Annotated in this window: 16 protein-coding genes and 1 other RNA gene; 10 read left to right on the forward strand and 7 right to left on the reverse strand. The window is 72.5% G+C overall.

Going from position 1 to position 24182, the window contains the following annotated elements; genetic code table 11:
• Positions 1 to 12: 12 nt before the first annotated feature.
• The 7 genes from ACIQFY_RS03675 (at position 13) to ACIQFY_RS03705 (ending at position 10761) form a co-directional block, all read left to right on the forward strand.
• On the forward strand, positions 13 to 798 hold the full coding sequence (locus ACIQFY_RS03675) for an inositol monophosphatase family protein (protein WP_209682271.1): 786 nt from the start codon (positions 13 to 15) through the stop codon (positions 796 to 798).
• Positions 799 to 1324: 526 nt separating this feature from the next.
• Positions 1325 to 4045, forward strand: coding sequence for an AAA family ATPase (locus ACIQFY_RS03680; RefSeq protein WP_400338312.1), 2721 nt, complete (start codon positions 1325 to 1327; stop codon positions 4043 to 4045).
• Positions 4046 to 4463: 418 nt separating this feature from the next.
• Positions 4464 to 6302 carry a glutamine--fructose-6-phosphate transaminase (isomerizing) gene (gene glmS / locus ACIQFY_RS03685; RefSeq protein WP_066654776.1) on the forward strand — a complete coding sequence of 613 codons (1839 nt, stop codon included), beginning with the start codon at positions 4464 to 4466 and terminating at the stop codon, positions 6300 to 6302.
• Between the two features lie 167 nt (positions 6303 to 6469).
• The gene (locus ACIQFY_RS03690) at positions 6470 to 7183 is read left to right on the forward strand and encodes a M50 family metallopeptidase (protein WP_209682263.1); all 714 of its coding nucleotides are present in this window, start codon (positions 6470 to 6472) and stop codon (positions 7181 to 7183) included.
• A 195-nt stretch (positions 7184 to 7378) separates the two neighbouring features.
• Positions 7379 to 7975 carry an NUDIX hydrolase gene (locus tag ACIQFY_RS03695; RefSeq protein WP_209682260.1) on the forward strand — a complete coding sequence of 199 codons (597 nt, stop codon included), beginning with the start codon at positions 7379 to 7381 and terminating at the stop codon, positions 7973 to 7975.
• A 75-nt stretch (positions 7976 to 8050) separates the two neighbouring features.
• Positions 8051 to 9454, forward strand: coding sequence for an O-acetylhomoserine aminocarboxypropyltransferase/cysteine synthase family protein (locus ACIQFY_RS03700; protein WP_400338315.1), 1404 nt, complete (start codon positions 8051 to 8053; stop codon positions 9452 to 9454).
• A 2-nt stretch (positions 9455 to 9456) separates the two neighbouring features.
• Positions 9457 to 10761: an LLM class flavin-dependent oxidoreductase gene (locus tag ACIQFY_RS03705; protein WP_400338317.1), complete on the forward strand. Its 1305-nt coding sequence runs from the start codon at positions 9457 to 9459 to the stop codon at positions 10759 to 10761.
• A 20-nt stretch (positions 10762 to 10781) separates the two neighbouring features.
• On the opposite strand, the gene ACIQFY_RS03710 is transcribed toward ACIQFY_RS03705, so the two are convergent.
• The 7 genes from ACIQFY_RS03710 to ACIQFY_RS03740 form a co-directional block, all read right to left on the reverse strand.
• A complete protein-coding gene (locus ACIQFY_RS03710; protein ID WP_400338319.1) occupies positions 10782 to 11570 on the reverse strand; it encodes a hypothetical protein in 789 nt (262 codons plus the stop codon).
• A gap of 174 nt (positions 11571 to 11744) precedes the next feature.
• Positions 11745 to 12122: a transfer-messenger RNA gene (gene ssrA / locus ACIQFY_RS03715) on the reverse strand.
• 132 nt (positions 12123 to 12254) lie between these two features.
• Entirely contained in the window at positions 12255 to 12731 is a 477-nt protein-coding gene (gene smpB / locus ACIQFY_RS03720; RefSeq protein ID WP_066654782.1) for an SsrA-binding protein SmpB, read from the reverse strand.
• Positions 12732 to 12944: 213 nt separating this feature from the next.
• Positions 12945 to 13859: a permease-like cell division protein FtsX gene (gene ftsX, locus ACIQFY_RS03725; protein ID WP_209682249.1), complete on the reverse strand. Its 915-nt coding sequence runs from the start codon at positions 13857 to 13859 to the stop codon at positions 12945 to 12947.
• Positions 13856 to 14614: a cell division ATP-binding protein FtsE gene (gene ftsE, locus ACIQFY_RS03730; protein ID WP_066654786.1), complete on the reverse strand. Its 759-nt coding sequence runs from the start codon at positions 14612 to 14614 to the stop codon at positions 13856 to 13858. Before ftsE ends, ftsX begins: the two co-directional genes overlap by 4 nt.
• A gap of 72 nt (positions 14615 to 14686) precedes the next feature.
• Positions 14687 to 15796, reverse strand: a complete 1110-nt coding sequence (gene prfB / locus ACIQFY_RS03735; protein ID WP_066654787.1) for a peptide chain release factor 2 — start codon at positions 15794 to 15796, stop codon at positions 14687 to 14689.
• Between the two features lie 108 nt (positions 15797 to 15904).
• Positions 15905 to 17068, reverse strand: coding sequence for a cysteine desulfurase family protein (locus ACIQFY_RS03740; RefSeq protein ID WP_400338323.1), 1164 nt, complete (start codon positions 17066 to 17068; stop codon positions 15905 to 15907).
• Positions 17069 to 17128: 60 nt separating this feature from the next.
• On the opposite strand from ACIQFY_RS03740, the gene ACIQFY_RS03745 reads away from it, so the two are divergent.
• From ACIQFY_RS03745 to glgB, 3 genes are all read left to right on the forward strand, one after another.
• A complete protein-coding gene (locus ACIQFY_RS03745) occupies positions 17129 to 19183 on the forward strand; it encodes a glycogen debranching protein (protein ID WP_400338324.1) in 2055 nt (684 codons plus the stop codon).
• Positions 19184 to 19336: 153 nt separating this feature from the next.
• On the forward strand, positions 19337 to 21337 hold the full coding sequence (locus tag ACIQFY_RS03750) for an alpha-1,4-glucan--maltose-1-phosphate maltosyltransferase (RefSeq protein ID WP_200884097.1): 2001 nt from the start codon (positions 19337 to 19339) through the stop codon (positions 21335 to 21337).
• Positions 21334 to 24036, forward strand: a complete 2703-nt coding sequence (gene glgB / locus ACIQFY_RS03755) for a 1,4-alpha-glucan branching protein GlgB (protein WP_400338326.1) — start codon at positions 21334 to 21336, stop codon at positions 24034 to 24036. The genes ACIQFY_RS03750 and glgB overlap by 4 nt, the downstream gene beginning before the upstream one ends.
• Positions 24037 to 24182: the final 146 nt, after the last annotated feature.

Here is a 24182-nt window from a genome sequence, read left to right on the forward strand (position 1 = left end):
AGCCTGACCTCCGTGGACCTCAGCGCCGACCTGGACTTCGCCCGCTCCCTCGCCGACACCGCCGACGCGATCAGCCTCGAGCGGTTCCGCGCCGCCGACCTGCACGTCACGACGAAGGCCGACAGCACGCACGTCACCGACGCCGACCAGGCGGTCGAGCGTGCCCTGCGCGAGCGGCTGGCGGCCGAGCGCCCGGACGACGCGTTCCTGGGCGAGGAGACGACGGCGGACACCGGCGCCGATGCCCTGAGCGAGGGGCACCGGCAGTGGGTGGTCGACCCGATCGACGGCACCGCGAACTACCTGCGGGGCGTGCCGGTCTGGGCGACCCTCATCGCCCTCGCCGTCGACGGCCGCCCGGTGCTCGGCGTCGTCAGCGCCCCGGCGCTCGGCAAGCGCTGGTGGGCCGCGGAGGGGCTCGGCGCGCACTCGACCGACGGACCCCTGCGGGTCTCCGGCGTCACGGCGCTGTCCGAGGCGAGCCTCAGCTACAACAGCATCCAGCAGTGGGACGAGGACGACCGGCTCGACGCCCTCGTCACCCTGTCCCGCAAGGTCTGGCGCACCCGGGCGTACGGCGACATGTGGTCGTACATGCTCGTCGCCGAGGGGGTCCTCGACGTCGCGGGCGAACCCGACCTCAAGCCGTGGGACATCGCGGCCCTCGTGCCGATCGTCGAGGAGGCGGGCGGCCGCTTCACCTCTCTCGACGGCGACCCGGGCCCGTGGCACGGCAGCGCCCTCGCCACGAACGGGCACGTGCACGACGCCGTCGTGGACGTCATCCGGCGTCCGTAGCCCCTGGTCGTCCCGACAGGGGCGGCACCGGGGCAGGGCGGGCGCTGCGCCGCGGTGTACCCCGCTTGTCCCCTGCGCGCGGCCCCGCCGACGGTGCCGGACCCCCGGACGGGGGCAGGGACCCCCCGGACTGGGGCCAGGCGAGTCGGACACTCTGCTGACGAGCACTTCGGTGGCGTCCGATGGGCGGGTTATCGTGCTCACGACTGATCGGACGCACCGGGTTCCCTAGACCCGGACCGTGTCGGGTCCGTCGTCCATTACTCGTCCGAAAACCCTGACCCGAGGGGTGGTCCAGACGATGACTTCATCGTTCCCAGGCGGAACCGAGTGCACCCTCACTCGTCGTCCGCGTTATCTCACCGACAGCCCTGGTGTGCGCTCCGTCGCCGCCTCGCGTCCGTCCGTCGCCACGGTCCCTGCCCGTGACGCCGACCGGATCCCGTCCGTCGCCGTGGTCTCCCGCCGCGCTGCCGACCGGACGCCCACCGCAGTCTCCGTCCCCGGACCCGGAGGCCGGTGAGTCATGGCACTCACCGGTCGCCGTCTCGAGGTCGACCGGATCGCGACCCTCGCTGTACTCCCTCGTGAGTCCGCGATGGTCGTCGTCGGCGACCCTGGTTCCGGGCGCAGCAGCGTCCTCGACGCGGTCGCTGACCGCGTCTCCCTCCCCGTCGTGCGGGTCGGTGTCAACGGGAGCGAGTCCCGCTGGCCCCTGGCCGGCGTGACCTCCCTGTTCACCGCACTCGACGATCCGCGGGCGACCGCCCACATCGCGCACCTGCTGCAGGCCGGTGGCGCGACGAGCGGGCTCGCCGCCGCGCACGACTTCCTCGAGGCCGTGCAGACCCTGACCCTGCCGCCGACGGTCGTCCTGATCGACGACCTCGACCGGATGGACCGCGAGAGCCAGGAGCTCATCGCGTTCCTGGCGGGTCGGCTCGCCGGCACGGCACTGCGCCTGGTCGCAACGGTCCGGACCGTGCCGTCGGACGGGCCGCTCACGGCCCTCCCCGTGCTGCGGCTCGAGCCGCTGGCCGCCGACGTGTCCCTCGCGCTGGCCCGGTCGATGGCACCGGAGGGCGCGAACGACGGCGTCCTCGCGATCCTCGCCGATGCGACGGGCGGCAACCCCGGTGCGCTCCGCGAGCAGTTCGACATGCTCTCGACCGCCCAGCTGACCGGCACCGAGCCGCTCGTGCTGCCGTTGCGCCCGACCGCCACGACCGAGGCCATCGCGGCGCTGACCCTCGACGTGGTCGAGGGTGCCGCCGACACCGACACCGACACCGACGACGCGGGACGTGGTCTGGACGTCCTCGCCCGGCTGTCCCTCGTGCCGGTCGCCAGGACGACCGGATGGGACCGCGACGCCGTCGACGACCTCGCCGACGCCGGGCTCGTCGTCGTGCGCGGCCAGACCGTCACGGTCCGCGACCCGCTGCTGCGGTCGGCGCTGTACTGGCGGATGTCCGCACGCACCCGGCGCACGCTGCACCGTGAGCTCGCCGCGGCGAGCGCCGAGGCGGACGAGCGCGCCGCCGCGTGGCACCGGAGCTTCGTCGACGACGTCCCCGACGTGGTCGCGCTGCTCGACGCCGCCGCGGGCTACGTCGCCGACGGGGCACCGCACGCCGCGGTCGCCCTGGCCGAGCGTGCCCTGCACGTCGGCTCGGGCGGTGAGGACGAGCGGACGGCACTGCTCGCCGTCACCGAGGCGCTGTTCGCACAGCGTCAGCTCGGGCTCGCCGCGCGCTACCTCACCGCGATGCGCCCGTTCCGGCGCGGGTCGGACGAGGTCCGGCGCCTGCGGGTCCTGTACTCCGTGCAGTACCTGCGCGGCGAGACCGTGCACGCGGACGAGCTCCTCGTGCCCGTGGACGCGGAGGCACCCGAAGCCCCCGCGACCGCCGGGCTCCTGGCGATGGTCGCGAGCTTCCGGGCGGAGACGTGGGACCTCGAGCAGGCCCGCGACCTGCTCGCCCGGGTCGAGCAGCTCGGTCCGGTGATCACCCCGCACACCGCGGAGATCGCCGGCGCCGTGCAGTGCCTCGTCGCTGCGCTCGACGGTTCGCTGCCCGCCGACACGGAGCTCTACGACGGACTCTCGACGGCGCGGCTGATGGCGATGTCCGAACCGGCACTCCTGCTCGTGGCACACGCGCTGAGCCTCGCCGAGCGGTACCGGAGCGCACGTCGCGTCTTCGCGCTCGTCGTCGCCCGCGGGCAGGACACCGAGGCCGTGTGGGTCGAGGGAGCCCGCTACCTGTCCGCCGAGAACGAGCTGCGCTCCGGCAACTTCCGGCAGGCCCTCCGCGCGATCGACGCCTGGGAGGCCGGGAGCGCCCTGTCCGCGCAACGGCTCCGCGAGCCGTCGCGGGCGGTCGCGGTCGCGTGGCGCCACTTCGCCGAGGGTCGTTCGCTCGAGGCGCTCGAGGTGGTGGACCGGTGCCTGGCGCTCCGCTCCACGGTGCTGCTCTGGGGCACCACGGCCCGGCTGCACGCACTCCGCGGGCGTGTGCTGCTGCTCGACGGTCGTGTCGACGAGGCGGTGACCGCCCTCGAGGCGGCGGACGCCGTCGGCCGGTCGCTGCGCAACCCGACCGTGCTGCGGCACCTCGGCGACCTGGTCGAGGGCTACGTGCGCCTCGGCCGGATCGACGACGCCCGGAACGCGACGGCCCGGCTCGCGGCCGACCACCACGCCCGGCCGTCCCGCTGGGGCGCGCTCGTGCTGGCCCGCAGCCTGGCGCTCGTCGCCGACGACGCCACCCGTGAGTCGGCGCGTCGTCGAGCCCTCGAGCTGTTCCAGCCGCACGACTCGCAGTACGAGCGCGCTCGCACCTTCGCCGCCCTGACGGCGGTGGGCACGGACGCCGAGCGGCCCCGCCTCGGCGCCGCCGCCGCGGCCGCGTACGAGGCGGCCGGTCTGCGACGACCGCTGGCGACGCCCGCGCCGACGGCGGTCATGCCGGCCTTCGGCGTGCCGACGTCGCTGCGGTCCGGACCGGTGCTGTCCGCCCCGGTCCCCGGGTCACCGCGGAGCGCCCCGGACGCGTCGGTGGTGCTCACCCAGCTGACCGCGGAGGAGCGCGCCGTGGTGCAGAAGGTGACCGAGGGCTACCGCAACCGCGAGATCGCCTCGTCGCTGTTCATGTCCCAGCGCACCGTGGAGCTGCGCCTGACGCAGATCTACCGGAAGGTCGGTGCGCGCTCGCGCTCGCACCTCGTCGCGCTGCTCACCTGATCGCGCGACCCGCGGACGCAGGGCGACCGCTCGACGGACGGGAGGCCCGGTACCAGCTGGTACCGGGCCTCCCGTCCGTCACGCCCGACGTCGGACCGCGAGCCGGCTTGCGGGAGTCCGCACCGACGACACGTCGGGTCGCACCGCTCGCGCGGTGAACCGCAAGAGCCGCTGCGCGGTGTTGTCCCGGCGGACCCGCCGGGCGAGGCTCGTGGTGCACCGACCGTCGTGCCCTTCCCGGAAGGGCCCGTCCGCGGATCACGACCGTCCGGTACCCGAACCGCCGACCCTCCCGGTCCGCCCCCGCCTGATCCGCGGGTGGATCGGCCGGGCGACGGACCCGGACCCGCGGCAGACCCGGCGGCGGTCGGTGCCGCTCCCCGGCACCGGGCCGGTCCACCACCCGAACGGACACCGTATGTGCGGCATCATCGCGGCGCGCGTCAGCGACGACGTGACCCCCTTCCTGCTCGACGGTCTCGAACGGCTGGAGTACCGGGGGTACGACTCCGTCGGCGTCGCGGTGCGGACCGCCGCCGGTCGGATCGCCACGGTCCGGTCAGTGTCCCGCGTCGCGGACCTGCGGGCGGACCTCGCTGCACGGGCGGCCGCAGTACCGGCAGAGGACGCCTCGACCGGGCTCGGCATCGGGCACACCCGCTGGGCGACCTGCGGGACGGTGCGCGAGGAGAACGCGCACCCGCACGCCGACTGCTCCGGCCGGATCAGCGTCGTGCACAACGGGACCGTCGAGAACGCGGGACGGTTGCGGGCGACGCTCGAGCAGCAGGGGCACGTGTTCCGGTCCGAGGTCGACTCCGAGGTCATCGGGCACCTGGTCGAGCGTGCACTCCGCGTCGATCCCGACCTCGTGCTCGCGGTGCAGATCGCGACCGCGCAACTGCGGGGCTCCTGGGCGATCGTCGTGCTCGACGCCCGGGACGGCCGCATGGTCGCCGCCGCGAACCGGTCGCCCCTCGTCGTCGCACGCTCGGCACGGGGTGACTTCGTCGCGAGCGACGTCGGCACCATCGCCCGGTGGTGCGAGACCTTCGTGCCGCTCCGGGACGGCGACGTCGTCGAGCTCGGCGAGGCGTGGAGCTGGTCGTCGGAGGGCATCGCCGTGCCCGTGCCCTTCCCCACCCCGTCCCCGTTCGCCACGACCGCGCTCGACGTCGACCTCGGCGACCACCCGGACCACACGGCCAAGGAGATCGCCGAACAGCCCCGGGTCGTCGCCGACCTGCTCGAGCGCGTCCGGCAGCGCACGGCGGACGGCAGCACCTGGACGGGGCTCGGGCTGCCGGCGTTCGATCGGCTCGCCGTGGTGGCCTGCGGGACGTCGCTGCACGCCGGCCAGGTCGTCGCCGGCACCGCGCGCACCCTCGGCGGCGTGCCCACCGACATCGTCGTCGCGAGCGAGGTGGACCACGCCGTCCTCGGTCGCGGCACCCTCGTCGTCGCCATCAGCCAGTCCGGGGAGACCGCGGACGTCCTCCGGGCGCTCGACCGGCTCGACGACCGGTACCCGGTCCTGGCGCTGACGGACGACGTGCACTCGTCCCTCGCCCGCCGAGCCGACGCGGTGCTCGCCTGCCACACCGGCCCCGAGGTCGGGCTCGCCGCGACGAAGACCTTCACGGCGCAGGTGGTCGTCGGCGTGACCGCGGTCCTGTCGGCACTGGTCGCCTCGGGCCGGCTCGAGCCGACCCGCGCCGCAGCCCTGGTCGACGAGCTCTCCGGACTGCCCGAGCGGATGGCGGCCGCCGCCGCGGTCGCAGCCGAGCGCATCCCGCTCCTGGCCGCGACGGTCCGGGACGCGCCCGGGTTCCTGTTCGTCGGCCGCGGGCCCGGGCTGCCCTACGCAGCCGAGGGTGCGCTGAAGGTGGAGGAGCTCGCCTACCGGTGGGCACGGTCCTGCCCCGTCGGTGAGCTCAAGCACGGTCCGCTCGCGCTCGTCGACGACGGCACCCCGGTCGTGGTGGTCGACCACGGGGACCCGCGCATCGCCTCCGCCGTCGCCGAGGTCCGGGCCCGCGGCGGCCTCGTCGTCACGATCGGCGGTGCGGGCTCCGACGTACCGGCGATCGCCGACCGCGCGGAGGCCACCGACCTGGCCTGGGGACGGTCGCTCGCACCCTGGGGTCCGGTCGAGGCGGTCGTGCCCCTGCAGATGCTGGCGCGTGAACTCGCGCTGCAGCTCGGTTGCGCGGTGGACAAGCCCCGCGCCGCCGCGAGGTCGGTGACGGTCGAGTAGCCAGGCACGTGCAGCGCAACCGGGTGACGGTGTTCCTCGTCGTCCTGACCGGCCTCGCGGTCGTCGCGACGGTCGTCGTGGTGGTGCTCGTCGTCGTGGACGCCGTCCACTGACCCGACGGCCCGCGCGGTCAGCGTCCTCTGGGTGGGTGCTGCCATCCTGGCGTCTTGACCGCAGCAGCCCCGCCCCTCGTGTTCGTCGCCGTCCTGGTCGGCGCCGTCCTGCCCGTCGTGCCCCTGGTCGGCCGGGTCGCCCGGATCGCGGCCACCATCGTGCACGAGGTCGGCCACTGCGTCGTCGTGGTGCCGTTCGGCGGACGCATCGACCGGATCGACCTGCACGCCGACGGCTCCGGCGAGGCCTGGGTCCGACTCGGGCGCGTGCCGGCGGCGATCCGCTGGCTGGTCCGGGTCCTCAACCTCTTCGCCGGGTACAGCGCGCCGCTCTGGGCCGGGGTGCTGCTCGTCTCCGGGGTGCTCCAGGGGTCGCGGTGGCTCCCCGTGGTGGTGCTCGCCGTCGTCGGCCTGGTGGCCCTGGCGTTCGTGCGGAACTGGTTCGGCCTGCTCGTCGTGCTCGGCTTCGACGCGCTCGCGCTGTGGGTGGCGGTCCGGCCGTCGGAGGCCACCGTGCTCGTCGTCGCCGCGGTCGGCACCGCGTTCGTGGTGGACGGTCTGCGGTCCCTCGTGCACGTCGCCCGCTGGCTGCTGACCGGCGCCCGGGTGCAGACGGACTTCCACATCGCCGCCGCCGAGATGCGGGTGCCGGCCGTGCTGTGGTTCGTGTTCTTCGTGGCGGTGAACGGTGTGGCGGTGTGGCTCGCCCGGGAGCCGCTCCTCGCCACGTGGGACACCGTCGCCGCCGGGGTGCGCGCACTGTTCTGACCCGGGCCCGAGGTGTCGGCGGGCCGGCGTCGGCAGCCCGGCCGCGCTCCTGCGACATCGCACGCGTCGATCGACCGGTGCGATGTCGAACGATGCACACGCACACGATGCCGGCGCACGAACCGACGTCCCACGCGTCGATCGACACGCGTCTCGTCGCGTACACGTACCCGTCCGCCGTGCCACGATCGTCGGATGCGCCCCGCCGATGCCCTCGCCGCGCTCACCGACGCGCCGTCGCCCGACCGCGAGCGGTTCGTCGGGTTCGTCCGCAGCACCGGGGACGCTGCACTCGACCGTTCCCTCGGCACGGAGCACCTGACGGCGTCGTGCTTCGTGTTCTCGCCCGACCGGTCCCGCGTCCTGCTCTGCCTGCACCGCAAGGGCCGGTTCTGGGTGCAGTTCGGCGGACACCTCGAGCCGCAGGACGCCGACCTGGCCGGGGCGGCTCGGCGCGAGGCCCGCGAGGAGTCCGGCATCGTCGGTCTCGAGCTCGACGACGGCGTCGTGGCCGACCTGGACCGCCACGACCTGCACGGCGGCTTCTCCTGCGCGGCGCACTGGGACGTCGGCTTCGTCGCCACGGCGGACCCATCCACCCGGACGACGGTGAGCCACGAGAGCGAGGACGTCCGGTGGTTCCCGGTCGACAGGCTCCCGGATCCGACCGCCCCGGGACTCCCCCGACGCCTCGCCGCACTGCTCGCCGGAGCAGACACAGACACAGACACAGACACAGACGCAGACGTGAGCACGGCCGCTCCCGCTCGGGGTGGCACCGCCGGCCCGTAACCCGACGCCGCAATGCCCCACCGGCCCGTCCGGCCTGCGAGAGTACCCGCACGACGGACACGCCAGGAGGACCCCATGTCGAACGACGGCCACGGCTTCGCCACCGAGCAGGTGCACGGCGGGTTCCTGCCCGACACCGCACACGGAGCGCGGGTCCCCGCGATCCACATGACCTCGGGCTTCCTCTTCGACGACTTCGAGCAGGCCCGCGAGCGCTTCGCCGGTGCCGACGACGGGTACACCTACACACGGCTGGGCAACCCGACGAACGCCGACGTCGAGCGCCGCGTCGCACTGCTCGAACGGAGCGCCGAGGCGATCCTCGTCGGCAGCGGCCAGGCGGCGGTGACGGTGGCGCTCCTCGGGCTCCTGCAGGCGGGCGACCACGTCGTGAGCGCCCGGAGCATCTACGAGGGCACGAAGGGCCTGCTCCTGCAGAACCTGGCGCGCCTCGGCATCGAGGTCGACTTCGTCGCGGACCAGCGCGACCTCGACGCGTGGGCCCGCGCGGTCCGACCGAACACGAAGCTCTTCTTCGCCGAGACGATCCCCAACCCGAAGAACGACGTCCTCGACATCGCCGGGGTCGCCGACACCGCACACCGGGCGGGTGTACCGCTCGTCGTGGACAACACCCTGGCGACGCCGTACCTGGTGCGCCCGGTCGAGCACGGCGCCGACGTCGTGGTGCACTCCGCGTCGAAGTTCCTCTCCGGGCACGGTGCCGGCCTCGGCGGGCTCGTCGTCGACGGCGGGACCTTCGACTGGGGCCGTACGCCGGGACGCTTCGCCCACCTCACGACGCCGGACCGCGCCCTCGGGGGGCAGAGCTACGTCGAGCGCCACGGCAGCCGGGCCTTCGCGGTGTACGCGCGTGACGTCGTCGCGTCGCGGATCGGTCCGACGCCGTCGCCCTTCAACGCCTTCTTGCTGCGTCAGGGCATCGAGACGCTGTCGCTCCGCGTCGAGCGCCACGTCGCGAACGCGCTGGCCGTCGCGTCCTTCCTGGAGCGCCAGCCGGAGGTGACGAGCGTCGACCACGCGGGGCTCGCCTCCAGTCCGTACCACGACCTCGCCCAGCGCTACCTGCCCCGTGGGGCCGGCTCGGTCTTCGCCTTCACGCTCGCCGGTGGCGAGCCGGCCGCCCGCGCCTTCATCGACGCGGTGCAGCTGATCAGTCGGATGACCCACCTGGGTGACGTGCGCTCGCTCGTGCTGCACCCCGCGACCACCACGCACGCCGGCCGCACCGCGGCCGAGCGGGCCGAGCTCGGCATCGGCGACGGCCTGGTCCGGCTGTCCGTCGGCATCGAGGACGTCACCGACCTGCTCGCCGACGTGGAGCGCGGCCTCGCAGCGGTCCGTGCGGCCACCGGACGGGACGGCGACGGCCGGGAGGCCCGCCCCGCCCCCGCCACGGAGGTCGCGGCCCTCGCACGCGCCGTCCCGCAGGGCCACCTCGTCGAGCAGGAGGTCTGACGGTGGGCGACCTGCAGCACTTCGGGTACTTCTTCTCGCGGGGGTTCGGCCCGCAGGCCTGGGGACGGTCCGACTGGGACTGGGGCCACGACTGGACGAAGCCCGACCTGTACCAGCAGTCCGTCCGGGCGCTCGAGCAGGCGGGGATGGACCTGGTCATCGCCGAGGACGCGATCTCCCTCGGCAGTCCGGCGACCCTCGACCTGCGGATCCGGCAGGCGTACGGCGGCCCGAAGCACGACCCGCTGCTGCTCGCGCCGTACCTGTTCGCGGTGACGCAGCACATCGGCATCGCACCGACGGTGAACGCCGGCATCACACCGCCGTACCTCGCCGCGCGGCAGGCCGCGACACTCGCGCACCTGTCCTCGGACCGCTTCGGGCTGAACGTCGTGACCGACACCGGCAGCGCCCGGCACGTCGGTGCGGCACCGCTCCCGCACGACGCCGCGTACGACCGCGCCGAGGAGTGGATCACGCTGCTCCGACGGCTCTGGCACTCGTGGGGCGACGGCTACGTCGGGGACCCGACGGACTGGCACTTCGCCGACGGCGACGCACTCGACGCGTTCCACCACGAGGGCGCGTACTTCACCGCCGACGGCCCGCTCAACGCGCTCCCGCTCGACGCTGACCCGGTCGTGGTCTCCCCCGGCGGATCCGGACGCGGGCTCGGGTTCGCCGGGACGCACTCGGACGTGCAGCTCGCACTCGCACCGTTGACGGCCGAGGCGGTCCGTGCGTACCGGTCCCGGGTGCTGACCGCCGCGGCCGACGCCGGGCGCAGCGCAGACGACCTGCGGGTGCTGTTCGTGCTCAAGCCGGTCCTGGTGCCCTCGGTCGAGGAGGCCGAGCGCGTCGTCGCGGCATCGCGCCACCCGTCCGACGCGGACCTCCGCGCCGCGGCGGTCGCGTGGTCGAGCGACTCCGAGACGGACCTGCTCGCCCTCGACCTGGACGCACCGATCCCGGACGGGACCTTCGGCGACCACGTGTCCGCGGGCACGGTCCGTGGGCTGGTCGGGGACACGCCGGACGCGCCCCTCCGGGAACTCCTGACCCGGAAGGCCCGGCTCGGGCGGATCAGCGCGCGCGCGGGGTTCGTCGGGACGGCCGAGGAGTTCGCGGACTTCGTGGAGGAGCTCGGGGCGGACGCGGACAACGACGGGTTCATCCTGTCCGGCGACCTGCACCCGGCGCAGGTGTACCGGCTGACGGGCGACCTCGTGCCCGCACTGCGCCGCCGGGGGCTGCTGCGCCGGGAGTACGGCGACGGCGGCCTGCGGGCGAACCTGTTCGACTTCTGACCCGGCCCTACCGCGTGGTCCTACTGCTTCTTGTCGGACTTCTGCTTGTCCTTCTTCTTGCCGGACTTCTTCTTCTTGTCCTTCTTCTTCTTGTCGGACTGCTTCTCGTCCTTGTCCTTGGTCTTCTTGCCCTCGTCCTGCTCGCCGGGCTGTTCCGCCGGGAAGTCGTCGTCGACCACCGTGCGCGAGGCGCGGACACCGGAGGGCGCGATCCCGTCGACCGGCTCGACCACGACGGACGTGCCGGTGTCCGAGAGCACGTCGACCTGCTGCTCCTCGACCACGGGTGCCAGGGCGTCCTCGACCCGCTCCACCACGAGCTCCGCCCCGTCCTCGGCGAGCCGCAGGAGCGCCTGGGCAGCACGGACCCGCGTGGTGGTCCTCCGTGCGAGCACGTCGGCCCGGGCTCCCTCGAGGAACCCACGCAGCGCCCGCTCCACCGCCGAGCGACCACGCGGCGCCCACCGATCGAGGCGGTCGAGCTCGCCGGCGATGCCCGCGACGTCGTCCTCGACGTGCTCGTCGCGCACCGACGTCACCAGCGCGGCCACCGCCGACGCTGCCCGTTCGACCGCGGCCGAGCGCTGGTCGAGCACGACGAGCATCTCGAACACGGTGCCGTACGACACCGTCTCGAGGCGCACCGGCTCGGCACCACGACCGCGGACGACGAGCCGTGACCCGGGCGTGGGCAACCAGGCGACGACGGCGGCGACGGTCGCGACGGACCCCACGATCCGCTCGTACTCCGCCAGTCCCAGACGGTCCTGCTCGCGCAGACGGACTCGGATCGCGATCTCCTGCACCACGTGCTGCCCTCCCGGTCGGGTCGACGCAGGACCAGCCCCGCGCTCGCTCCGGACAGTAGTCCGGGACCCCGGGGGAACGACGAACGCCCCGCCGCCGTCCTGGGGGACGACGACGGGGCGTTCGGGTGGCGATCTCGGTTCGATCAGCGCGACAGCGGCTCGACGGCACGGCGTTGGTGGAGATGGGGGGAATCGAACCCCCGTCCATCGCTGCGGTTCGACGTCTTCTACGGGCGTATCCGGATGAGTCGTTCTGCTCGGCCCCGTCCTTTGCTACCGGCTTCTAGGACGACGGGCCCAGTCTCAGTGCAAGTCCCGCACGGCCCTGAGGCGCAACCGTGCAGCAAGTCCTCTGGATGACGCCGGAACTCAGGTTAGAAGACGATCACCTGGCCGACGGACTTCATGTGCTGGGCTGCTTACGCAGCGAGAGCGAAGTCAGTGCGCTTGGAATTGGCACTTGTTGTTTTCCACGGATCGTTCACGAGATGACCGTGGGTCCTCGGCCCGCTTCCCGTCGGCACACAGGCAATGTCGAAACCGATCATCCCCGTACGGGCCGTGACGTGCGAGCCGCTGTCACGCTGTTGAGTTGCCAATGCTCCCCGTGAGGAGCGGACCCCAGCCTAGCGGGGTGTGCTGGACGACGCCACCGACGTTCGCCGAGGGCTCACCCCGCCGCGCTCACTCGCCGAGGCGGTTGCGCGAGCGCATGGCGCGCTCGGCCTCGCGCTTGTCGGTCTTCTCGCGCAGGGCCTGACGCTTGTCGAACTCGCGCTTGCCCTTGGCGACCGCGATCTCGACCTTCGCCCGGCCGTCGTGGAAGTAGATCTTCATCGGCACGAGCGTGTACCCGCCCTGCGCGGTCTTGTGCGAGATCTTCACGATCTGCTGCTTGTGCAGGAGCAGCTTGCGCTTCCGCCGCGGCGCGTGGTTGTTCCACGTCCCCTCGGTGTACTCCGGGATGTGCACGGAGTCGAGCCAGGCCTCGCCACCGTCGATGAACGCGTAGCCGTCGACGAGCGACGCCCGCCCCTCGCGGAGGGACTTCACCTCGGTACCCGAGAGCACCATGCCCGCCTCGTACGTGTCCTCGATCAGGTAGTCGTGGCGCGCGCGACGGTTGGTCGCCACGATCTTCTCGCCGCGTTCCTTCGCCATGGTGACTCCCTTCGTGACCGGGCACGAACCCCGGTGCTGCTGCGCAGCCCTACAGCCTAGTGAACACGACGACCGCGGCGCACCTTCCCGGCGCGCCGCGGTGCGCCGGCGACCCGAGGCTCGCGCAGGCGGACACGTTCTTGGCAGGACCACCGCGAAGATGTCCGCCACGGCGAGCCTCGCGCCGGACGATCGACCGCCGCTCGGGCCGGGTCAGACGCGCAGGTACCGGCGGATCGCGATGAGCGCCGAGACCCCGGCCAGGAGCACGCCGATCACGATCACCGCGGGCACGACGACGGCCGCGTCGCTCATGCCGATGAAGGCGGTGCCGGAGAACCGCTGCGCCAGGTAGTTCCGGACGAAGAACCAGACCACCGCGGTGATCGCGCCACCGGCGAGCACCGCTCCGATCGCGGCGGCGATCACCCCCTCGAGCACGAAGGGTGTCTGGATGAACCGGTTCGACGCCCCGACCAGGCGCATGATGCCGAGCTCACGTCGCCTGCTGAACGCCGAGAGTCGGATGGTGGTCGCGATGAGCAGCACGGCCGCCACGAGCATCAGCGACGCGATGCCGATCGCCGTGTACGACGATGCGTTGAGCAGGTTGAAGATCGGCTGCAGGTACCCGCGCTGGTCGACGACGCTCTGCACGCCGGCGACCTTCGACAGGCTCTCGACGAGCACGTCCGCCTGCGACGGGTTCTTCAGGTTCACCCAGAAGGTCTCGTTGAGGTACTCCGGCTTCACGAACTCGGTCGCGGGCGAGTCCTTGAACTGCTCCTTGAACCGCGTGAACGCCTGGTCCTGGTCCTCGTAGTACGTCTTCTCGATGTACGGCTTCAGGGTGGACGAGTCGAGCTGCGCCTGGACCTGCTCGCGCTGGTCCTCGGTCGCCTTGGCGCCGGTGCAGTTGCCGGTGGTGTCGGTGTCGGTGCACAGGTACACCGCGACCTGCGCCCGGTCGTACCAGTACCCCTTCATCTGGTTGATCTGCATCTGCAGCAGGATCGCCGTGCCCACGAAGGTGAGCGAGATGAAGGTCACCAGGACGACCGAGACCACCATCGACGCGTTGCGCCGCAGGCCCGAGCCGACCTCGGACATGACGAGCCCGAGCCTCATCGGATGAGCCCCGGGATCGTCTGGATGCCGGTTGTGTTCGAGACGCCGGAGCCGCGCTGGATCGGCAGCGCCTGCGTCTGGTACCCGCCGGACTGCTCGTCGCGCAGGACGGTGCCGTTCGAGAGCTCGATGACCCGGCGCTGCATCTGGTTCACGATGCTGGCGTCGTGCGTCGCCATGAGCACGGTGGTGCCTCCCTGGTTGATGCGTTCGAGGAGCGCCATGATGCCCGCCGAGGTGGTCGGGTCGAGGTTGCCGGTGGGCTCGTCGGCCAGCAGGATCGCCGGCTTGTTGACGACCGCACGGGCGATCGCGACGCGCTGCTGCTCACCACCGGAGAGCTCGTGCGGCATCCGGGTGGCCTTACCGGCCAGGCCGACGAGCTTGAGCACGTCGGTGACGGCCTCGCTGATGAAGCCCTTGCTCTTGCCGATCACCTGGAGCGAGAACGCGACGTTGTCGAAGACGTTCTTGTTCGGCAGGAGCCGGAAGTCCTGGAAGACCACACCGAGGTTGCGGCGGAAGTACGGGACCTTGCGCGACGACAGCGCGCCGAGGCGCTGGCCGAGCACGTGGATCTGCCCGCGGGTCGGCTTCTCCTCCTTGAGCACGAGGCGGAGGAAGCTCGACTTGCCGGAGCCGGACGCGCCGACGAGGAAGACGAACTCACCCTTGAGGATCTCGAGGGAGAGGTCGTCGAGCGCGGGACTCGGGTTGCCCGAGTACACCTTGGTGACCTGGTCGAATTTGATCATGACCGGATCAGGCTAGGTCGGGTGGGCCGGAAGTCAACCGAGGCGCGCGGCTCGACTCCCCCGCGAGCTCGCTCAGGAATCGTCGCCCTGCTTGCGCCAGCGGATGCCCGCGTTGATGAAGCCGTCCAGGTCCCCGTCGAACACCGACGACGGGTTGTTGACCTCGTGTTCGCTCCGGAGGTCCTTGACCATCTGGTACGGCGCGAGGACGTACGAGCGGATCTGGTCGCCCCAGCTCGCCGTGATGTTGCCGGCGAGCTCCTTCTTCTTCGCGTTCTCCTCCTCCTTCTTCAGGAGCAGCAGGCGCGACTGCAGCACGCGCATGGCGGCTGCGCGGTTCTGGATCTGCGACTTCTCGTTCTGCATGGACACGACGGTGCCGGTCGGCAGGTGGGTCAGGCGGACGGCGGAGTCGGTGGTGTTGACCGACTGGCCACCGGGGCCGGAGGACCGGAACACGTCGACCCGGATGTCGTTCTCCGGGATGTCGATGACCGCGGTCTCCGGCATGAGCGGGATGACCTCGACCGCGGCGAACGAGGTCTGGCGCTTGCCCGCGGCACCGAACGGCGACATGCGGACGAGGCGGTGCGTGCCGGCCTCGACCGAGAGCGTGCCGAAGGCGTACGGCGCGTCGACCTCGAACGTCGCGGACTTGATGCCCGCTTCCTCCGCGTAGGAGGTGTCCATGACGGTGGTCTTGAAGCCGTGCTGCTCGGCGTAGCGCAGGTACATGCGGAGGAGCATCTCGGCGAAGTCCGCCGCATCGACACCGCCGGCACCGGCGCGGATCGTGATCACCGCGGGGCGCTCGTCGTACTCGCCGTCGAGGAGGGTCTGCACCTCGAGGTCACCCATGGTCTTCTGGATGGCCTTGAGCTCGTCCTGCGCCTCGGCCGCAGAGTCGGCGTCGTCGGCCTCGTTCGCCATCTCGACGAGGACCTCGAGGTCGTCGATGCGCTGCTCGGTGTCGGTCATCTTCCGGAGCTCGGCCTGCTTGTGCGAGAGCGCGCTCGTCACCTGCTGCGCGTGCTCGACGTCGTCCCACAGGTCCTGGGCACCCGCCTGCTCGCTCAGTTCGGCGATCTCGCGCTGGAGCCGGTCGACGTCGACGACCGAGCGGATGTTGCCGAAGGTCTCGCGGAGGGCGGACAGCTGCTCGGTGAAGTCAAGTTCGACCATGGTCACCGATCCTACCGGTGCCCACCGGCCGGGAGGCTCGCCGCACTCCGCCGTGTGGGCTCGCGTCCGGCAGGTGGCCGCTGTGGAGGACCGTGGGGACCTGGTCGCTCAGCGTCCGAGCAGAGGCGTCCGGGACGCCAGGCCGGCTGCGCCGGCCCGGGCGACCGCGTCGGGCAGCGCGGCGAGGAAGGCGTCGACGTCGGCGTCGGTCGAGGTGTGCCCGAGCGTGATGCGCAGGGCGCCGCGGGCCTCGTCCTCGGACAGGCCCATGCCGAGCAGCACGTGCGACGCCTCGGGGACGCCGGCCTGGCAGGCGGACCCGGTCGACACGGCGACCCCGGCCGCGTCGAGCAGGAACAGCAGCGAGTCGCCCTCGCACCCGGGGAAGGTGAAGTGGGCGTTGCCGGGGAGCCGGTCGACCGGGTCGCCCATGAGCACGGCGCTCGGGACGCGTTCCAGGACCCCCGCGACGAGCCGGTCGCGCAGGGCCGACGCGTCGTGCAGCCCGGCCTCCGCGGCGACACCGAAGGCCGCCGCCGCCGGGGCGTCCTGCGTCCCGCTGCGGACCTGTCGCTGCTGGCCACCGCCGTGGATGAGCGGCTCGACCGTCGCACGGCGCCCGAGGACCAGCGCGCCGATCCCGACCGGCCCACCGATCTTGTGCGCCGACACGCTGAGCGCGTCGAGGCCGGAGGCCGCGAACGACACCGGGACCTGCCCGTACGCCGCGACGGCGTCGCTGTGCACCGGCACACCGGCGGCGTGCGCCAGCTCGACGATGCGGTCGACCGGCTGCAGGGTCCCGACCTCGTTGTTCGCCCACAGGAACGTGACCAGGGCGACGTCCGAGGCGTCGGCGAGCCGTGCCTCCAGGCCGACGAGGTCGACGCGACCCTGCGCGTCCAGCGGGACCACGTCGACGACGGCGCCCTCGTGGCGCTCGAGCCACTCGACCGTGTCGACGGTGGCGTGGTGCTCGCCCGCCGGCACGACGATGCGCGGCCGCGGACGGTCCTGCTGCCGCGCCCAGTACAGCCCCTTGACCGCGAGGTTGATGCTCTCGGTGCCGCCGGAGGTGAAGACGACCTCGACCGGCTCCGCGTCGAGCGACCGGGCGACCGCGGCGCGACCGTCCTCGAGCAGCATCTTCGCGCGCTGGCCGGCGCTGTGGATCGACGACGGGTTGCCCACCGTGGCCAGGGCCCGGGTGAACGCGGCGAGCGCCGCGGGCAGGATGGGCGTCGTCGCCGCGTGGTCGAGGTAGGCCGGCATGACTGCGCCCCTTCCGTGTGCGTTCACAGGATACCTCCGGCCCCTCGTACCCTGGTCGTCATGCACCGCACCGCGATCGACGAGACCCCCGGCTTCCGCCTCGGTGACGGCGTGCCCCGCTTCTCGGTGCGTTCCGCCTCCGCGACCGCGGTGACCCTCGTGGTCGTCGACGCCGACGGTGTCGAGACCCGCCACGTCCTGTCGCGGACCGACGGCACCGACCAGTGGGCGGCGGAGACGCCGGACGTGCGGCCGGGCGATCGGTACCACCTGCTCGTCGACGGTCCGGACGGACCCCGCCACGCGTTCGACCCCGCGCGACCGCTGCTCGACCCGTACGCGCGTGGCATCGTCCCCGCGGCGACGGCCGCTGGGAGCGGCGGCCCACGGTGGACGAGCGTCGTGGTCGACGATGCCTTCGACTGGGGCGGTGTGCCGAAGCCCGACGTCCCCCTGGACCGGACCGTCGTGTACGAGGCGAACGTCCGCACGCTCACCGCTGCGAACCCCGACGTCCCCGAGCACCTGCGCGGGACGTACGCCGGCGTCGCGCACCCGAGCACCATCGCCCACCTGCGCCGCATCGGCGTGACGACCCTCGAGCTGCTGCCCGTGCACGCGTTCGACACCGAGGCGTGGCTCCGGGACGCCGGTCGCGAGAACGCGTGGGGCTACAACACCCTCGGGTTCTTCGCACCGCACGCGGCCCACGCCTCGTCGGACGCCCGTGCAGCGGGTGCCTCCGCGGTGCTCCGCGAGTTCAAGGGCATGGTGCGACTCCTGCACGAGGCGGGCATCCAGGTGCTGCTCGACGTCGTCTACAACCACACCGCCGAGGAGGGCACCGGCGGACCCACCACCTCGCTGCGCGGCATCGAAGGGGCGGGGCGGTACCGCTGGACCGAGGACGGTGCGTCGTACTACGACACCACCGGCTGCGGGAACACGCTCGACACCTCGGTCGAGGCCATCGCGGACATGGTCGTCGACAGCCTGCGCTACTGGGCGCGCGAGGTGCAGGTCGACGGGTTCCGGTTCGACCTGATGGCGGCGCTCGCCCGCGACGAGCACCACGTGTTCGACCCGGCGCACCCGTTGCTCGAGCGCATCCGGCAGCACCCGGACCTGCAGGACGTGCTCGTCGTCGCCGAGCCGTGGGACGTCGGTCCCGACGGGTGGCGCACGGGGGCGTTCGGCCCCGGCACGAGCGAGTGGAACGACGGGTTCCGGAACACCGTCCGCCAGTTCTGGCTGACCGACGTCGCCGAGGAACGCCGGAACGGCACCCCGCAGGCGGGCATCGGTCGGCTCGCCGAGGCGCTCACCGGGTCCCGCGGCACCTTCGGCCAGGAGCGCGGCCCCCTCGCGAGCGTCAACTTCGTCACGGCCCACGACGGCTTCACGCTGCTCGACCTCGTCTCGCACGACCGCAAGCACAACGAGGCGAACGGCGAGGACGGGCGGGACGGGTCCGACGACAACCGCTCGTTCAACCACGGGATCGAGGGCGACACGGCCGACCGCGGGGTGCGTGCCGCCCGGGGCCGGTCGATGCGGAACCTCGTCGGCACCCTGATGCTCTCGGCGGGCATCCCGATGCTGACCGCCGGCGACGAGCGCAGCAGGACGCAGCACGGCAACAACAACGCCTACGTCGTGTCCGACGACCTGACCGCCGTCGACTGGTCGGACGACGAGGACGCCGAGGCGATGACCGAGGCGGTCGCGGCGCTCACGCGGCTGCGCGCAGCGCACCCGGCGCTCCGGCCGACGCGCTTCGGGGTCGAGGGGCGGGAGACGCCCGGAGCGTCGCGCATGGCGTGGTACGGACCGGACGGGCAGCCGATGACCCCCGAGGGGTGGGACCAACCCATCCACCGGGTCGTGCAGTACTTCGCCGAGTCGACCCCGGAGCACGAGCCGTTCGACCGGGTGCTCGTGGTCGTGCACGGCAGCGGGCGGACGCGGGACCTGACGCTGCCGGCGCGCCAGGACGTGCTCGGGTACCGGTTGGCCTGGTCGAGCGAGAAGCACCGCGACCACGAGCGGCTCCGGCCGGGCGGGCAGGTCTTCACCGCGTACGGCCCCGGCATCCACGTCTTCGAGGTGGCGTAGGGCGGTCGTGGCCCTCCGCGCGCCTGTCCGGGGAAGGAACGGGCGACGGAGCCCGCACGTGCGCGTCCTGCACAGGCCGTGTGACGCGCCCGACACTGCACAGGGAACGCGTTCCGGGGAACGCGAGCGCTCCGGCCGGGTAGCGTCGCCTCCGTGGCCACCGCAGATCGACCCCGCCGACCGAAGATCGGACGCATCCCGATCACCCAGCTCGCGCCGACGACCCCGAACGGGTTCCCGGGCAAGGCGTTCGACGGCGAGGTGATCACGTTCGGCGCGACCGTCTTCCGCGAGGGCCACGGGATCATCGGCGCCGACCTCGTGCTCGAACGCCCGGACGGCGGCACACGCACCGTGCCGATGCTGCTCGGCGCCCCCGGCACGGACCGCTACGAGGCCACCGTGCAGGTCGACCACGTCGGCGTCTGGACGTGGCACGTCGAGTCGTTCTCCGACGACTGGGCGACGTGGCTGCACGCCGCCCGGCTCAAGATCGCCGCCGGTGTCGACACCGAGGCGACGCTCCTCGACGGCGCCGTCCTGCTCGACCGACTCGCCGCCGAGACCGACTCCAGCGCCGCCGTCCGCGCGGCCGAGCAGCTGCGGGACACCGACCTCGAGCCGACCGAGCGCCTCACGGCCGTCGACGACCCGCGCATCACGGGTGAGGTCGAGGACTCCCCGCTGACCTCGCTCCGGACGCACTCCCCCACGCAGCTCCTCGACGTCGAGCGGCAGCGCGCGGGCGTCGGCGCCTGGTACGAGTTCTTCCCCCGCAGCGAAGGGGCGAAGAAGAACGCCGACGGCTCGTGGAGGAGCGGCGACTTCCGCACCGCGGCCCGCCGGCTCCCGGCCGTCGCGCGCATGGGCTTCGACGTGGTCTACCTCCCGCCGATCCACCCGATCGGCACCACGGCGCGCAAGGGCCCGAACAACACGCTCACCCCGGGACCGCACGACCCGGGCAGCCCGTGGGCGATCGGTGGTCCCGAGGGCGGGCACGACGCGATCCACCCCGACCTCGGCACCGAGGACGACTTCCGCGTCTTCGTCGAGACGGCGAAGAACAGCGGGATGGAGGTCGCGCTCGACTTCGCACTCCAGTGCTCCCCCGACCACCCGTGGGTGGACCAGCACCCCGAGTGGTTCACGGTCCGGGCGGACGGGTCGATCGCCACGGCGGAGAACCCGCCGAAGCGGTACCAGGACATCTACCCGATCCAGTTCGACAGCGACCCCGAGGGCATCGTCACCGAGGTCCTGCGGGTCCTCGAGCACTGGATCGCGTTCGGGATCCGCATCTTCCGCGTCGACAACCCGCACACCAAGCCGCTCTGGTTCTGGGAACGCGTCATCCGCGAGGTCCGCGACCAGCACCCGGACACGGTGTTCCTCGCCGAGGCCTTCACCCGCCCGGCGATGATGCGCGCCCTGGCCGAGGCCGGGTTCCAGCAGTCGTACACGTACTTCACGTGGCGGAACACGAAGGAGGAGATCGAGGACTACTTCGCCGAGCTCAGCCACGAGACGAGCGCCTACCTGCGCCCGAACCTCTTCGTGAACACCCCCGACATCCTCACCGAGTACCTGCAGTTCGGCGGTCGCGCCGGTTACAAGGTGCGCGCCGCGCTCGCCGCGACCGGGGCGCCGACCTGGGGCATGTACGCCGGGTACGAGCTCTTCGAGGACGTCGCACGCCCGGGGTCCGAGGAGAACATCGACAACGAGAAGTACGAGTACAAGCCGCGCGACTTCGCCCTGGCCGAGGCCGAGGGCGCGAGCCTCGCGCCCTACGTCACGATGCTCAACCGCTTCCGTCAGGCCCACCCCGCGCTGCGTCAGCTCCGGAACCTGCACGTCCACGACGCCGAGGACCCGGCGATCGTCGTCTACTCGAAGCACCTGCCCGCCGAGTTCATCCGGTCGGGCCGCGCGGACACGGTGATCGTCGTCGCGAACGTCGACCCGCACTCGGCGCGCGAGACCACCGTGCACCTCGACCTCGCCGCGCTCGGGCTGCCGAACGAGCAGCCGTTCGTCGTCCGCGACGTCGTCACCGGGCAGCGCTGGGAGTGGGGTTCGTCCAACTACGTCCGCCTCGACGCCTTCCAGGAGCCCGTGCACCTGCTCGTCGTGGAGGGACCCGTCCGATGACCGACAGCGACCCGAAGGGGACCCCGCCGATGGGCTCCGACCGTCCCACCCCCGCCACCCCGGACCGAGGCCAGGGGCCGAGCGTCCCGCCGGTGCCGCCCCCGCCGCCGCCCGTGACCCGCTCCCGTGCCCCGGGCGTGGTCCCGCCGGCCGACCAACCGGCCCCCCGGTACGAGCCACGGGTCTCGGCACCGCACGAGGACCTCCCCGGCGCCGCGCCCGTGGCGAAGGAGACGCCGGACCGCGGGGTCCCGGAGTCGGCGACCCTCGCCGGCGCAGCTCGTGACGGCTCCCCGGCACCGACCGGCCCGGAGCCCACGGACCCGACCGGTCTGTCGGCGGACGGCGCGGACGCACCGCTCTCCGAGGGTGGACGCTCGGCGGCACCGGGAGCGACGGCGACCGCGGCGGACCTCGTCCCAGCACCCGAGTCCGCAGCACCACAGCCCGCGGCACCGCAGCACGCAGCACCGCAGCACGCAGCGCCCGCCGGCGGCTCCGACGTCGCCCCGACCTCGGGAGCGGCTCCCCGGCCGGCGCCGGTCGAGGACTGGCTCCGCCAGCAGGTGGCCGAGGGCCGTTGGTCCCAGCCGCACGACGTGCTCGGTCCGCACCCGGTGGACGGGGGCACGAGCGTGCGCGTCGTCCGGCACCTCGCGACGGCCGTCCGCATCGTGCGCCCCGACGGCGACGACGTCGAACTGACCCACGAGGGCGACGGTCTCTGGGCGGGCGCCACGACCGGCACGCTCGGTCGGTACCGCGTCGAGGCCGACTACGACCTCGACGAGTCCACCGACGCCGACGACGCGACGTGGACCACCGACGACGCCTACCGCTTCGCGCCGACCATCGGCGAGCTCGACCTCCACCTGTTCGGCGAGGGCCGTGACGAGCAGCTCTGGCAGCACCTAGGCGCGCACGTCCGCACCGTCGACGGCGTCGACGGCGTCGCTTTCACCGTGTGGGCACCCCGCGCCACCGCCGTCCGCGTGATCGGGGACTTCGAGGGGTGGGAGGGCCGCACCACCGCGATGCGTCGCCTGAACGACCTCGGCGTGTGGGAGCTCTTCTGGCCCGGCGCCCTCGTCGGGCAGCGGTACAAGTTCCAGATCCTCACCGACTCCGGCTGGGTCGAGCGAGCGGACCCGTTCGCCCGACGCACCGAGGTCCCACCGCTGACCGCCTCGGTCGTCACCGCCTCCGACCACACGTGGTCCGACGGCGACACCGCCTGGATGGAGCGTCGGGCGCAGACGACGACCCACGATGCGCCGATGAGCGTCTACGAGGTGCACCTCGGATCGTGGCGCCCCGGGCTCTCCTACCGCGAGGCCGCCGATGCGCTCATCGGCCACGTGCAGCACCTCGGGTTCACCCACGTCGAGTTCCTGCCGCTCGCCGAGCACCCGTTCGGTGGCTCGTGGGGCTACCAGGTCACCGGGTACTACGCTCCGACCGCGCGCTTCGGCACGCCGGACGACCTGCGCTACCTGATCGACCGCCTGCACAGCGCCGGCATCGGCGTGATCATGGACTGGGTACCGGGACACTTCCCGAAGGACGAGTGGGCACTCGCGAAGTTCGACGGCTACGCGCTGTTCGAGCACCCGGATCCGCGTCGCGGTGAGCAGCTCGACTGGGGCACCTTCGTGTTCGACTTCGGGCACCCGCAGGTCCGCAACTTCCTGGTGGCGAACGCGCTCTACTGGTTCGAGGAGTTCCACATCGACGGCCTGCGGGTCGACGCCGTGGCCTCGATGCTGTACCTCGACTACTCCCGCACCGAGTGGCTGCCGAACATCCACGGCGGTCGCGAGAACCTCGAGGCGATCTCGTTCCTGCAGGAGACGAACGCCACGGCCTACAAGCGCTACCCCGGCATCGTGATGATCGCCGAGGAGAGCACCTCGTGGCCCGGTGTCACCCAGCCGACGAGCGCCGGCGGGCTCGGCTTCGGCCAGAAGTGGAACATGGGCTGGATGCACGACTCGCTGCAGTACATCGAGCGTGACCCGGCGTACCGCGCGTACCACCACGACGAGATCACGTTCTCGCTGGTCTACGCCTTCAGTGAGCAGTTCACCCTGCCGATCAGCCACGACGAGGTCGTGCACGGGAAGGGCTCGCTCTACGGGAAGATGCCCGGCGACGAGTGGCAGAAGCTCGCGAACGTCCGGGCGTACCTCGCGTTCATGTGGGCGCACCCCGGCAAGCAACTGCTCTTCATGGGCCAGGAGTTCGCCCAGCCGTCGGAGTGGTCCGAGGCCCGGGGGCTGGACTGGTGGCTCCTCGACGATCCGGGACACCTCGGCGTGCAGGACCTCGTGGCGTCGCTGAACCGCGTCTACAAGGAGACCCCGGCGCTGTGGACGCACGACTCCTCGCCCGAGGGCTTCGAGTGGATCGAGGGCGGCGACGCGCCGCACTCGACGCTCGGGTTCCTCCGCAAGGACGGCGACGACCGCCTCGCGGTCTTCGTGAACTTCTCCGGGGTACCCGTCGAGCGCCGGTTCGGGCTGCCCGCTGCGGGCACCTGGCACGAGGTGCTCAACACCGACGCCACGGAGTACGGCGGGTCCGGTGTCGGCAACATGGGTTCGGTCACGGCCGACGAGACGCCGTGGGCCGGCCGCCCGGCCTCGGCACACCTGGTGGTCCCGCCGCTGGGTGCGGTCTGGCTGCGACTGGCCGACTGACCCCGCCGCCGCGCGGACGCGACCACGGGACGGACGGGAGGCCCGGTGCCAGCTGGCACCGGGCCTCCCGTCCGTCGTCCGCCCGTGTCGTCCGCGGTGCACGCCGCGCGAGACGCCCCCGAACACAGGAGACGCCCCCGTTCCCG

The organism is Curtobacterium sp. NPDC092190 (assembly GCF_044755625.1).
GTDB lineage: Bacteria > Actinomycetota > Actinomycetes > Actinomycetales > Microbacteriaceae > Curtobacterium.

What these genes read in the sequence shown, in the direction of transcription:
- ACIQFY_RS03695 (WP_209682260.1), top strand. Translation starts at nt 7,379, where the DNA reads ATGCGCCCCGCCGATGCCCTCGCCGCGCTCACCGACGCGCCGTCGCCC.
- ACIQFY_RS03740 (WP_400338323.1), bottom strand. Translation starts at nt 17,068, where the DNA reads ATGCCGGCCTACCTCGACCACGCGGCGACGACGCCCATCCTGCCCGCG.
- ftsE (WP_066654786.1), bottom strand. Translation starts at nt 14,614, where the DNA reads ATGATCAAATTCGACCAGGTCACCAAGGTGTACTCGGGCAACCCGAGT.
- ACIQFY_RS03700 (WP_400338315.1), top strand. Translation starts at nt 8,051, where the DNA reads ATGTCGAACGACGGCCACGGCTTCGCCACCGAGCAGGTGCACGGCGGG.
- prfB (WP_066654787.1), bottom strand. Translation starts at nt 15,796, where the DNA reads ATGGTCGAACTTGACTTCACCGAGCAGCTGTCCGCCCTCCGCGAGACC.
- glmS (WP_066654776.1), top strand. Translation starts at nt 4,464, where the DNA reads ATGTGCGGCATCATCGCGGCGCGCGTCAGCGACGACGTGACCCCCTTC.
- ftsX (WP_209682249.1), bottom strand. Translation starts at nt 13,859, where the DNA reads ATGAGGCTCGGGCTCGTCATGTCCGAGGTCGGCTCGGGCCTGCGGCGC.
- smpB (WP_066654782.1), bottom strand. Translation starts at nt 12,731, where the DNA reads ATGGCGAAGGAACGCGGCGAGAAGATCGTGGCGACCAACCGTCGCGCG.
- ACIQFY_RS03745 (WP_400338324.1), top strand. Translation starts at nt 17,129, where the DNA reads ATGCACCGCACCGCGATCGACGAGACCCCCGGCTTCCGCCTCGGTGAC.
- glgB (WP_400338326.1), top strand. Translation starts at nt 21,334, where the DNA reads ATGACCGACAGCGACCCGAAGGGGACCCCGCCGATGGGCTCCGACCGT.
- ACIQFY_RS03680 (WP_400338312.1), top strand. Translation starts at nt 1,325, where the DNA reads ATGGCACTCACCGGTCGCCGTCTCGAGGTCGACCGGATCGCGACCCTC.